10 protein-coding genes are annotated in these 13,087 nt (G+C 46.2%); 7 read left to right on the forward strand and 3 right to left on the reverse strand.

The genetic code is table 11. The features are described from left to right. Positions 1-43: 43 nt before the first annotated feature. On the reverse strand, positions 44-784 hold the full coding sequence (locus HMPREF1222_RS05045) for an energy-coupling factor transporter transmembrane component T (RefSeq protein WP_016518483.1): 741 nt from the start codon (positions 782-784) through the stop codon (positions 44-46). Continuing rightward, a complete protein-coding gene (locus HMPREF1222_RS05050) occupies positions 785-1,387 on the reverse strand; it encodes an MptD family putative ECF transporter S component (RefSeq protein WP_016518484.1) in 603 nt (200 codons plus the stop codon). 226 nt (positions 1,388-1,613) lie between these two features. Between HMPREF1222_RS05050 and secG the strand changes: the two genes are divergently transcribed. The 3 genes from secG to fusA all read left to right on the forward strand — a co-directional run bounded on the left by secG (position 1,614) and on the right by fusA (position 7,283). Then, positions 1,614-2,012: a preprotein translocase subunit SecG gene (gene secG / locus HMPREF1222_RS05055; protein ID WP_016518485.1), complete on the forward strand. Its 399-nt coding sequence runs from the start codon at positions 1,614-1,616 to the stop codon at positions 2,010-2,012. Positions 2,013-2,136: 124 nt separating this feature from the next. Further along, a complete protein-coding gene (locus HMPREF1222_RS05060; protein WP_016518486.1) occupies positions 2,137-5,154 on the forward strand; it encodes a ligand-binding sensor domain-containing protein in 3,018 nt (1,005 codons plus the stop codon). 65 nt (positions 5,155-5,219) lie between these two features. After that, complete coding sequence (gene fusA, locus HMPREF1222_RS05065; protein ID WP_016518487.1) at positions 5,220-7,283, forward strand: elongation factor G; 2,064 nt, start codon at positions 5,220-5,222, stop codon at positions 7,281-7,283. Here fusA and HMPREF1222_RS05070 read toward each other — a convergent pair. Continuing rightward, the gene (locus HMPREF1222_RS05070) at positions 7,280-8,359 is read right to left on the reverse strand and encodes a 6-phosphofructokinase (RefSeq protein WP_016518488.1); all 1,080 of its coding nucleotides are present in this window, start codon (positions 8,357-8,359) and stop codon (positions 7,280-7,282) included. The two genes, fusA and HMPREF1222_RS05070, sit on opposite strands and share 4 nt — an antisense overlap. Positions 8,360-8,698: 339 nt before the next feature. On the opposite strand from HMPREF1222_RS05070, the gene HMPREF1222_RS05075 reads away from it, so the two are divergent. The 4 genes from HMPREF1222_RS05075 (at position 8,699) to HMPREF1222_RS05090 (ending at position 13,073) form a co-directional block, all read left to right on the forward strand. After that, positions 8,699-8,986, forward strand: a complete 288-nt coding sequence (locus HMPREF1222_RS05075) for a BrnT family toxin (protein WP_038076531.1) — start codon at positions 8,699-8,701, stop codon at positions 8,984-8,986. A gap of 1 nt (position 8,987) precedes the next feature. Beyond that, positions 8,988-9,200: a BrnA antitoxin family protein gene (locus tag HMPREF1222_RS05080; protein ID WP_006187966.1), complete on the forward strand. Its 213-nt coding sequence runs from the start codon at positions 8,988-8,990 to the stop codon at positions 9,198-9,200. Between the two features lie 145 nt (positions 9,201-9,345). Beyond that, positions 9,346-10,671 (forward strand): histidine--tRNA ligase, encoded by a 1,326-nt coding sequence (gene hisS / locus HMPREF1222_RS05085; protein WP_016518490.1) that lies wholly within the window; start codon positions 9,346-9,348, stop codon positions 10,669-10,671. Beyond that, positions 10,668-13,073 carry a bifunctional cytidylate kinase/30S ribosomal protein S1 gene (locus HMPREF1222_RS05090; RefSeq protein WP_016518491.1) on the forward strand — a complete coding sequence of 802 codons (2,406 nt, stop codon included), beginning with the start codon at positions 10,668-10,670 and terminating at the stop codon, positions 13,071-13,073. Before hisS ends, HMPREF1222_RS05090 begins: the two co-directional genes overlap by 4 nt. The last annotated feature ends 14 nt before the right edge of the window (positions 13,074-13,087 follow it).

Raw genomic sequence — 13,087 nt, forward strand, 5'->3', positions numbered from 1 at the left:
TGACAGAATATTATTGATAGCGCTTTATGGAGAAAGGCCACCTCTACCACCCCACGCCTGTAGCGGCATAGATTGCCATCCCCACAAACAGCAGCATCACGATATAGTCGGGAAGCGTCATCTTTACCGCTTCGTATGACGTGCGCTTCCGCTCCGCATCCAACCCGCGCGCAAGGGAGGCGGCCGCAAGTTCTTCCATTACGGAAATGCAGCTGAAAAGGAGCGGTATCAGCATATATTCAACGGTTTTACCGGGAGCGCGCAAGATTGCACCCGGTTCAAGGGATATACCTCTAAACGCCATCGCCTTTCTGATGCCACTCCATTCCTCTCGAACCGTCGGTATAAAACGCAGTAAAACAGCGATAGGGATGATCACAAAAACGGGCAGGCGCATGGCGGAGAGGGCTGCAATGAGCTTACTAATCCGTGTCGTTTTGATTAAAAGGGCAAGCGCAAGAAACGGAGGAATCCCATACCTAAAAAGCATCGCAATCCCAAGTATGATGCCCGTTACGGCGGGAGCCCCCGTGCCTGAAGAAAGCATAACGTACCTGATGTATTCCATAACGGCAATCAAAAGGAAGCATTTTACGGCAAACCAAACTTCGCCGCACAATGCCAAAAGCACACAGACCACAGTACAATACATCATAAAAGGTTGGCCGTTATAGCAAAATGTACTGAGCACCATACTCGAAAAGAAAATCAGCAGCTTTGTGCGCGGATCGAGCGAGAGAATACCGTTACCGCTTTCACCGCTTCCATACAGCGCGGGGGACATCTAAACGGTTCCGGCCTTTTCAAAGTGTTTTTTGACCAAATTCTTCGCAATGAGCGCACCGCCTATTCCGCCGAGTATTGCGCAGCCTAACACGACATACCATATTTTCCCGTGAAAGGCAAACCGGGCAAACGCTTGCGCGGATGAATCGTTATAATACCCCTTTGTAAAGGACATGAATTTGTCATAGTCCAAAAGGATCATTAACGTGGGAGCGGCCATCGTTAAATTAAAAAAAACAAACGATATAAGATACATAATCCGCGATTTGTACTTGCCTAAGAAAAGGATCAGCTCCGCCAAAAGCGCTGCGGTTAGTGCAAACAGCACGCCATACCAGCTTTGTGCACAGGCTATCAGTGCAAACAGTGCACCGAGTATAAGCGCCGCCCCGAATTTATGTACTTTAAGCACATACAGCATATAGACGGTACCGCCTATCAGACCTACCGTCAGCGGCGCCATAAAATAAAGCAGCGGGCTAATCATTGACGATCCCATAACGATAATCAGCATCAGCACAAGGTAAATTGCGCAAAACGCTCCCGCATAGATAAAATCTCTTGTCCTCATTTTTTTATCGGATTGTGTTGTCGAACTCATCGTTTTAAAACTCCTTACATTTGAAAACCGGTTAAACGGCACTCTAAAAGGCGGGCAGCATTTTAAAGTTGAATAATGGTAGTACATACGCTTCTATCTGTCAATGACGTGTTAACGCAAGGTAACTATTCCTACATATAAAAAAATAAAGTATTGAAGATGGTGTTGCATAAGCTGTCAATTATTTATATAATATAGGGTAATTTGTTAAATTTCTGGAGTATCTATGAGCGGAGTAAGTATTGCATTACTGGTATTTTTTATTATAGTTGCGTTTTTGATTGTCGGATTGGTATTATTGCAGAATGAAGAAGGAGACAGCCTCGGCGGTCTTTTTTCGGGCGGATCGAATTCGGCTTTCGGCTCGCGTTCCGGCAACATACTGACAAGAGCAACGTATACCCTGATAACGCTGTTCTTTGTGGTTACATTTTTTCTCGCATGGCTGAACAAAAGCCCGGGAGATTCCGGTTTACAGCAAGATGCTCAACTGCAGCAAGCCGAAACCGCAACCGAATGGTGGAAGGAAGGAACGCCGAACTCCAATGAAACCGGCAATACGGAGAATACCGAAACCGTACCGCAATCTTCCGAAGGAACAGCTGCCGATAATACTTCTCATTAAATAGTAAAATTTTGCATTTAATAACCTTTTGTGAAACATGAAGTCCGTTAAGTTGCAGCGAGATGAATATATCTTCATTTCATTCTAGGATTGTTCCTCTATAAAAAGGATCGTACGAGCAGGCATGAAATATTTTATAACATTCGTTAGCACACTTTTTTTAATGGCCGGTCTGGTATTTTGTACGGATTTAATACCGCTTTCATTTTATACCGAACCGGCTCTATTCCCCTTTAATGCGGTAGTCGGCGTTGCGGAAGACAGCCATGATTGTCTGTACTTCGCTACCCATTCAGGACTTATTAAGTATAATGGAATTACGTCCGAAAAATATGAGCACCTGCCCTTTGACAACACAACTATCCGGTCAAGCCAAATCCAAACCATTTATATGGACACCGATGATATCCTATGGCTCGGTACATACAGCGGGCTGGAGCGTTTTGATATCAAAAACGGAACGATCGGCCATTTTCCTGTCAGTGATGATGTAATTACAGCGGTTTTCCGAGACTCAAAACGGCACTTATGGATAGGGACAATCAACGGATTATACTTTTGCCGCGACGGCAGCTGTAAAAACTTTACCCCTTTTAATAATCACCAATACAATTCTTTTATCGGAAATAATACCATCCGTTCGATCAGCGAAGATTCCCGCGGCATCATCTATGCCTCAACGTATGACGGAGTATGGCAGTATAATGAAGCAGAGGGCTCATTTGAACCGTGCTCTCTGATACCCGAAGGATGCCCCGGAAAACATGGGGTTGTATACCATTTTATCGAAGACGTTAACGGCACGTATTGGCTTTCTGTCTGGGGTGTCGGGCTTATCCGTATTACACCGAGCAAGAACAAATACGAAGTGTATTCATTACCGGATGCACGGATATACACGCTCTACAATAATTTTATCACCGACAATTATATTGCGGTAGGTACATGGGGCAGCGGCATGTATATCATCAATAAGAAGACAAAAGAAGTAACTCCCTATAAAGCCAATCAAAATCTGACGGGCTCTCTTACCAATAACGTCATTTATTCGCTTTTTATAAACAAATATAATATGCTGTTTGTGGGTACGGCCGATTCGCTGAACATAGCGGATTTAAGCCGGCTTTCGGGCGATATTGCAGTACCTCTCTATACCGAACCTGCCGAAGCTCAAAAAAAATTAGCACATCTTGAGGATACCATTTCTTGTTTAGCAGCCAGCGCCAACTACATTTGGGCGGCTTCACATAACATCCTTGCGCGGTACAGCCTTGGCGGATCGGAACCGAAAGAATTTCCCTTCATAGTGGACGAAAACCAAGTAAACAGCGCCCTCATTTATTCCATCAGTGTTATCAGCGATACGGAAGCTTGGATAGGTACCAACAAGGGACTGTACCTTTTTGATTCAACAGCCGCTTCGTTTACACCTATTTCACTCTACAATAATAGAGTATCCGACACCTCAAGCTTTTTGATACGGTCTATTTATCAAGACCTTGATGATACACTTTGGATCGGCACTTATGGCGCGGGGCTTATTCATTTTTCTCCTACAAAAGGGATACTTGCACAATACCGCCATTCCGATACCCCCCGCTCGTTGAGCAACGACATTGTTTTTTTTGTCAACCGGGACAGTCACGGTACGCTGTGGATCGGTACAAATAAAGGTCTATGCCGATATGTGCCGGAGACAGAAGACTTTATCGCGTACTTATATGATGTAAACAAGCCGACCGGTATTTCTTCCAACCGTGTCGATTCCTTTTGCGAAGATACAAAAGGCTTCCTCTGGTTCGGCACAAACGACGGCGGTATCTGCCGGTTTAACCCAAAAACAGAACTCTTCCGAACCTATACAAAAGATATAGGGCTTTCCTCCAATCAGATTATCGGGATTACCGATGCGGATGACAGCTTTTTATGGATAGCCGCCCTTAAATATTTAAATTTATTCGATATGACACATGAAACGGCTCAAGCATATAATATCGCCAATATACGTCAATACGGCTATTTTTCATGTTCTCCTATCGCTTTAAAAGATAAAGGGCTGTTTTTCTTCGGTACCGACAAGGGTATATTAAAAATCTCTCAAGAAAAACTCTATACCTTCCGCCTCCAATTTGCACCTATCAAGATACGGGCACTGACAGCCGACGGTGAGCCGGTCAATTTATATGCAAAAAAGCAGCCGTTAGTATTCGGCTATAAAACAGATGATATTAAAATTTCATTTGCCGCCCCCTACTCTTCCCGGCGCAAAAAGCCCGTTTGCGCCTATAAACTAAGCGGTATCGACAAAGATTGGATCGTTTCATCCGACCGAAACTATGTACGATATACACACTTACCACCCGGATCGTATACGTTCTCAGTAAAAAATGCGGCGGAAGGGCAAGATGTCGTACACGACAGTGTTTCATTTACCATACAGCAAAGTTTTCTCATTTCTCCCGTTATGATTTGGTTTTATATCGTAGTAGTCTCGATTATGGTTTTCTTAGCCTACAAAATCCATAAGTTGTATTGGCTGCAGCGGTATGCCGATCTGCTTGAAGAAAAGCAGCTGGTATTGATACAAGATAACTTTACTCTTAAAGAGCTTTCCCTGCTTGATCACTTAACCGGAATAGGCAACCGCCGATATATCGATATGCTCGGCTTAAAGATATGGCAAATGGTAATGGAGCATAAAACTGCAATAGCGGTTATGATGTTCGACATTGACTTTTTTAAAAACTATAATGACCGCTTCGGACACCAAGCAGGCGACGAACTGTTACGCTTAATCGGAGCGGATTTAAAAAAGCGTATCCGTACGGAAACGGACTTAACCGGCCGGTACGGCGGTGAAGAATTCCTCATTGTGATGTATAACCTCTTCCCCGACAAAGCGATGCATATCGCGGAAGGCATCCGGAAAACGGTAGAAACAATGCATGAAAGGCATCCGAAAGAAATAGTAGGACAAGCCACAATCAGCATCGGAGTTTTCTCGGAAACACCGTCTGAAGAAGATACCTTTGAGCAGATGATTCATAAAGCTGATTGCGCGCTATATCGTGCAAAGCAGACGGGAAGAAATAAGGTTGTGTTTTATGATACAACGATGGATCAAATAGACGGTTGTAACTAAAACCGCCTATTAATTCGAGTGCAAATCAATCAACACCTCGTTAACGAATTAAAAAGGAGCAGTACGTGCTTAATACTATGCGGAATATCGGCATCATGGCGCATATCGATGCCGGAAAAACCACCACAACAGAACGCATTCTTTTTTATACCGGAAAAATCCACCGTATCGGAGAAATCGATGACGGAGCTGCGGCAATGGATTGGATGCAGCAGGAGCAAGACCGCGGTATAACCATTCAAAGTGCCGCAACGACAACCTATTGGCGCGACCATCAAATCAATATTATCGACACACCCGGACATGTCGACTTTACCGCTGAGGTGGAACGCTCGCTGCGTGTACTCGACGGAGCGGTCGCTGTGCTTTGCGCAGTAGGCTGGGTGCAGCCGCAAACCGAAACGGTGTGGAGACAAGCCGACCGTTATCACGTGCCGCGTATTTGCTTTGTAAACAAAATGGACAGAATAGGCGCCGATTTTTTTGCGGCGATGGAGGATGTTAAAGAAAAATTCGGCTGCACGGTAATGCCGCTTGAAATCCCCATCGGCAGCGCAGAAAGCTTTGAAGGAGTCATCGACCTTGTTACAATGGAAGAGATTCGCTGGGATGCGGAAACCGAAGGGGAAAAATTCACCCGCAGCCCGCTTTCAGAGCAATACCGTGCGGAGGCGGAAAAATACCGCGAAAAAATGCTGGATGTCGTTTCCGCCTATTCCGACACGGTAACGGAGCTGATGCTTGAAGGAGAACCCATTCCTGCAGAACTGATAAAAAAAGAGATCAGAAAGGCGGTACTTCAGCGCGATTATATTCCGTTTTTATGCGGAGCCTCGCGGCGCAATATCGGTATTCAGCCTCTCATCGACGCTATCGTAGACTATTTGCCTGCCCCCGATGAGGTGGCGCCTGCCGAAGGCATTCAACTGAAAAAAGGCACACCCGTTTCTATCCCCTGTAAGGTCGGCGGAGTACCGCTCGGCCTTGTCTTTAAGATTCAATACGATAGGGAAGCAGGAGCGCTCTGCTATGTGCGGATGTATTCGGGAAAGATAAAATCAGGCGATCAGGTATACAATGCAGGAAAGAAAAAACGGGAACGGGTCAGCCGTATCTTGCGGATGCACTCCAATAAATCGGAACCGATGGACAGCGTAGAAGCCGGCGACATTGCCGTGTTTGTCGGGCTCAAGCTGGCACAAACGGGTGACACGCTCGGCAGCGAAGGAATGCCGATACTGCTTGAATCCATGCAGTTCCCCGAACCGGTTATTTCCGTAGCCATAGAACCTAAAAGCCTTTCTGAAAGCGATAAACTAAAAGACACGCTCGCGATTTTATCGCGGGAAGATCCGACCTTTATAAGCCGCGAGGATTCGGAGACGGGGCAGCTGATTATCTCCGGTATGGGAGAGCTGCACTTGGATGTCCTTACAACCCGTATGCTGCAGGACTTTAAGGTGGAAGCCCGTATCGGCAAACCCCAAGTAACTTACCGCGAATCCATCACGCAGACAGTGGAACATACCGAACGGTTCAGTAAGGTGCTTGCCGGTAAAGAACAAACCGCACAGATTACACTCCGTGTGGAACCGCTTGAACGGGGTTCGGGGAACAGCTTTAAGAACAAAGTGAAAGTTTCGACGGGAGGAACTCCGCAGGCGCATTCCCTGCCCGAAGATATTGTCGAGGCGGTAGAACACGCAATCCGCGGCGCCTTTAATTCGGGTATTCAATACGGCTACCCCTGCGTAGACATCGGCGTAACCCTTATCGATGCGGAATACGACGAGCTGACTGCAACAACCTTTGCCTTTGAAGCCGCCGCCGCGATGGGTTTTGACGAGGCCTGCCGTAAAGCCTCTCCCGAACTGCTGGAGCCGGTGATGAATGTCGACATTCTCTGCCCTAAGGAATTTGTCGGAGATGCGATGAGTCAGATGACGCAGCGCGGCGGTATGGTACTCGGCATGGATTCAAAACCGAGCATCGATGTTGTTCATGCACAGGCGCCGATGGCAAAGCTCTTCGGTTTTTCTACCGATCTCCGCTCCGTTACGCAGGGACGCGCCTCTTTTACAATGAGCTTTAGCCACTTTGAAATTAAAAAAGGCGGCCTCGGCAGCTAACCGGCAAGGCAGGTACTGACGTCCCGCGCAGCAAGAATCATCGGGTGGCCTTCCGGCACTTTTTTGACCTTATCGGCGACCTTGCTGAGCGGTACGGCAGTGATAACACCCTGTTGCAGAGCTGTCATAACGCCGTACTGATCTGCTGCAGCAAGCTCCGCAGCAGCGGCGCCGAACCGTGTCGCCAATATGCGGTCGTAGCCGGAGGGAGTGCCGCCCCGCTGCAAATAACCGAGCACGGTTACCCGCGCTTCTGCGCCGGTAACCTCTTCAATCTCTCTTGCAACCCGGTATCCTATTGAACCGGCCATTGTTTTGCGCGCTTCCTTTAAGGCCTTTTTGTTCATATCCTTTTCTTGAAACGACACGGCACCCTCGGCAACCGCAACCACCGAAAAGTTTTTTCCTTTTATACGGCGTTCCCGTAAGTGCTCCGCAATTAATTCAATTCTATAGGGAATTTCCGGAATAATAATGATGTCGCTGCCGCCGGCAATGCCTGCATACAGGGCAAGCCATCCCGCTTTATGCCCCATAATTTCTATCACCATAATACGGTTATGGCTTGCCGCCGTCGTATGCAATCGATCAATAGCATCCGTTGCAATATCAAGCGCAGTGTGGAAGCCGAAGCTCATATCATTATGCACGATATCGTTGTCGATGGTTTTCGGAATACCGATGATGTTCAGTCCTTCGTTTACGAGCATATCGGCAGTAGTCTGCGACCCATTGCCACCGAGAACGGCAAGACAGTCTAACCGTAAGTCTTTGTAATTTTTTTTAATACAATCCACCGCCCCGCTGCCGTCCGCATTACGCCAGCCGCGGTCTTTAAACGGTTTTTCACGGGAAGCACCCAAGATCGTTCCGCCGCGTGCAAGAATACCGGAAAGATCCTGCTCTGTTAATATGTGATACTTATTTTCGATGAGGCCGCGGTACCCTTGCTCAATACCGACCACTTCCATGCCGTAACGGTTCATTGCTGTCCGGGCCAAAGCTCTGATAGCGGCGTTTAAACCGGGAGCATCACCCCCCGATGTTAAGATGCCGAGGCGTTTATGTGCAGTCATGTACAAAGAATACCCTGCTTTTTCCCCTTATGCAAGCGAAAAAATCCGGGCAAACGCATCAGATTGTTTTTTAACAGCCCCGCAGAATAATAGTTAGACGGATGCCGCACAGCGGCACTTATTCTTTATAATAAAAATCTTTCGATATATTTTTGTCTAAAAAGTCAAGTCTCGGTAGCTTTTTATGAATAGAGCAGTGATCGATGCTGCAATAGCGTATGATTTTTTGTATTGGAAAAATAAGAAAGTTCTTATTGAAAAAGTTCCTCAAGTTTAATTTAAGTAAAAATTTAGCTTTTTTTATGTTGACAAATGCAGAAGCATAATTATAATATAATTATGGATACAATAATATTTGAATGGGATCCGGTAAAAGCAGATTTAAATTACGCAAAGCACAAAGTAACTTTTGAGGAAGCAAAAACCGTATTCTATGATGAAAATGCGGTATTGATTGCAGATCCTGATCATTCAAATATTGATGAAGATCGGTTTATTATGCTTGGTTTGAGTTCAGAAATGCATATGCTGCTCGTTTGTCATTGCTATAGAGAAAATGATAGAATTAGAATAATTTCTGCAAGAAAAGCAAATTTACACGAAGCACAACAATACGGAGGTAATTAATATGAGAGCCGATTATGATTTTTCAAATGGAATCAAGAATCCCTATGCAGATAAATTAAAGAAACAGATTACCATCCGTCTTGATGACGAAGTAGTCAATTATTTTAAAAATATGGCAGAGGAAACAGGTATGCCGTATCAGAATATAATCAATTATTATCTAAAGGATTGTGTAAAAGAAAGAAGACACTTGGAAGTTGCTTTTCCGAAATAAGAATCATCTAACACCCGCTTCAACCTGACATCGCCTTTGCGGCAATGCAGGTTAAGCGGCAGATAGGCTGCTCAACCTTTCCTTTTAAAAACAGGCGGTGTGAATTACACTGGTAACAAACGGAAAGTTTCAGTATACTGAAAAAATGAGTGAATTGATACAACCGAAAGTTCTTAAAGGATTTAGAGATTTTTTACCCCGCGACGAAATACGGCGGGCTCTTTTAATCGAAACCGTTACAAACGTATTCAGAAATGCAGGGTTTGTTCCCATCGACACCCCCGCCTTGGAATATTCCGAAGTGCTGCTGCGCAAAAGCAATGGGGAAACCGAAAAACAAGTATTCCGTTTTAACGATAACGGCGGACGCGACATTGCGCTCCGTTTTGACCTTACCGTCCCCTTTGCCCGCTTTATAGCGGAGCACTACAGCGAATTATACTTTCCGTTTAAACGATATCATATTGCAAAAGTTTGGCGCGGAGAAAAACCGCAGGCAGGACGTTACCGCGAATTTATTCAGTGCGATTTTGACAGCGTCGGTTCGGACTGTGCCTATACCGATTTTGAAATCCTGAAAGTTATGTACAGCGCCCTCAAAGCGCTCGGCGTAACAAACTTCCGCATTCATATTTCGCACCGCGGCATATTCAACCGCTTCTTGGCTCGGCTGGAGTTAAAGGATAAAAGCGAAGATATTCTCCGCATCGTCGACAAACTCGCAAAAATTGGCAAAGAAGAGGTAATCAAACAGCTGAGCGAGATTGCCGGAGCGGAAAAGGCCGAGCAGATTGTGCAATACAGCAACAGCTTTCCGGTAGGCGCCGATTTTGAAACGGTTCTTGCGCATATAGAATCGCTTGCAGGAGGCGCCGCCCCCGATACCGGCCGCTTACGGGAAGTATATCAGCTTTTATGCGATGCCGGCATTGCCGGAAACTTTGTGCTTGACCCGTCCATTACGCGCGGCCTTGACTACTACACCGGCATCGTGTACGAAACCTTTTTAACAGACCTTCCGCAGCTCGGCTCCGTCTGCTCCGGCGGCCGCTACGATAATCTAACGGGGCTCTACATGAAGGATACGGTCAGCGGGGTCGGCGCTTCGATCGGACTTGACCGCCTCCTCGCAGGCTTGGAACAGCTCGGTATCGTCTCCAAAGAGGCCGGTTTTATCGACGCCGTTATTTTTTACGAGAAAGGCAACTCCATTCGCCTGAATAGTGCGGCGGCGGCTTATCTCGAACGGAACGGTATCCGCGTCGAAGTATTCCCCGAACCTAAAAAGATACAGCAGCAGTACGGCTATGCCGAAAAGAAAGGCATCGAATGGGGGCTCTTTATCGAATCTTCTTCCGAAAGCGCCGGCGGAGACGAGTTGCCGGTGCGGCTTAAACATCTTCCGACACGGACGGAAACGAATCTCTTATTAAAAGAAGTTCCGGAAGCTCTAAAAGGCGGTAAAAAATGATTATTGCGATAGACGGCCCGGCAGGTTCGGGTAAAAGTACCGTTGCAAAGATGCTCGCAGCGGATTTAGGGTTTACCTTTATGAATACCGGTAGCTTTTACCGTGCAATGGCGCTCGCGGTGCTCCGCTCCTTGGGCGGGGATGAAAGCGGCGCCGGTGCGGAAAAACCGGATTTGGAAAACGAAGCAAAGTGGATAAATTTTGCCGAAACCGTACCGCTTGAATATAAACGGGACGGAATGTATTTAAACGGCGCTTGCGTGGAACCGTATCTCCGCAGCGATGCCGTAGAATCGATCGTTGCCGCTCTCTCCGCGATTGTCCCTATTCGGCATCTTATCAATAAAAAAATCCGCGCTGCGGCGGCTCAACTGGACATTGTCTGCGAAGGCCGGGATATGACCACCGTCGTTTTTCCCGATGCCGAATGCAAGGTATACCTCGACGCGTCCGTAGAAGCCCGCACAAAGCGCCGCTTCGGGCAAGGTACCAGCAGCCTTTCGGAAGCAGAAATACGGAAGAACATAGAAGAGCGGGATACCATCGACCGGAATAAAAAAGAAGGCAGTTTAAAAATTGCTACGGATGCTTTCTATTTAGATACATCGGACTTGACCATAATGCAGGTTTGTGAGAAAATAAAAGACAAAATACACGAAAAAGGGTTGTTTATGGAAAAGAAGGAAGTGGCAATGGATGCGGTTACAAATTCCGATCAGAGCATCCAAACACAATTACCAGAGGAGTATTTAAATTTTGAATCTCCTGAAGTCGGAACATTAAAAGAAGGCCGTATTATTGCGATAACCGATGATTCGGTTTTTATTGACGTTGGCGGTAAATCGGAAGGACGCGTTGCACGCGAAGAATTTACCGAAGAGCCTCAGCTCGGCGATATCGTACAGGTATACATCGAAAAGACCGAGGCGACGGACGGAAAGCTGATTATCTCCAAGCAGAAAGCAGACCGAACCGTTTTACGCAAAAAGCTGCAAAATGCATACCGGGATAAAACTCCGGTAACGGGCGTCATCACAAAGCTTGTAAATAAGAGCGGATACGATGTCGATCTTGGCGCAAACATGATTGCATTCCTGCCGATCAGTCAGGCTGCCGCTCAAAAAGTAGATAAGCCTGAATCCCTGCTCGGCCAAAAAGGCTCGTTCTATATTGAAAAAATGGTGTTCGACCGCAAGGGAAACAGGGACAACATTGTAGTTAATAGAAGAAAATACCTTGAAGATACGGTAGAAAAGAACCGCGAGGCATTTTTTGAAAATACCAATATCGGAGACGTCGTAAAGGGAGCGGTAAAGAGCTTTACCAGTTTCGGTGCTTTTATCGACCTCGGCGGATTCGACGGTTTGCTGCATATCAATGATATGAGCTGGGGTCATGTTACCCGTCCTAAAGACTTTGTTAAAAAAGGACAGGAAATCGATTTAAAAGTTATCAGACTTGATCCTGCCGAAAAACGCATTAATCTCTCATTAAAACACTTTACACCTGATCCGTGGCTTGAATTTGAAGATAAATTCCAAGTAAATGACATTGTCAAAGGCCATGTTACCAAGATTACCGATTTCGGCGCCTTTGTAGAGTTGTCGGAAGGTATCGAAGGCCTTGTGCACATCAGCGAATTCAGCTGGGTGAAAAAGGTGAGCAAACCGAGCGATATGGTTAAAATCGGCGATGAAGTCGAATGCATGATCCTCGGCTACGATATTCAGGCAGGACGCGTTTCGCTCGGATTAAAGCAAGTAACGGCAAATCCGTGGGATAACATCGATGAACGGTATCCTGTCGGAACCCGCTTAACCCGTAAAGTGGTTAAACTGACCAATGCCGGCGCTTTTATTGAGCTTGAAGAAGGAATTGACGGCTTCCTGCATGTTGACGACCTTTCTTGGACAAAACGGGTACGCCATCCGAACAGCGAACTGGAAGTAGGACAAGAGCTTGAGGTTATCGTTATCGAATGCAACCCTGCGGAACACCGCATCAGACTCGGTGTAAAGCAGCTGAGCGACGACCCGTGGAAGACCTTTGCAGAAGCATATAAGCCCGGCTCAATCGTCGAAGGCGAAGTTACTTCGGTAACCGATTTCGGTATATTTGTTAAAGTTCCCGGCGGTATCGAAGGCCTTATTCACAAGCAAAATCTTGTAGAAAACCGCGAAGATAATCCCGATGAAGTATTAAAGAAATATGCTGTCGGCGATAAAGTAAAAGCGACTGTTCTTGACGTAAATGTCAAGGATAAGAAAACGGCTTTTTCAATTCGCGATTATAAGAAACGTCTCCAGCAAGAAGAGCTTTCCCGCTATATGTCTACCAAACAGGAAGACGGCGAAGGAGCCTTTACGTTGGGTGATTTAATGAAGAATAAAGCATCGGAATAGTGTTGCTGTAAGAG

It is taken from the genome of Treponema vincentii F0403 (assembly GCF_000412995.1).
Taxonomy (GTDB): domain Bacteria; phylum Spirochaetota; class Spirochaetia; order Treponematales; family Treponemataceae; genus Treponema; species Treponema vincentii.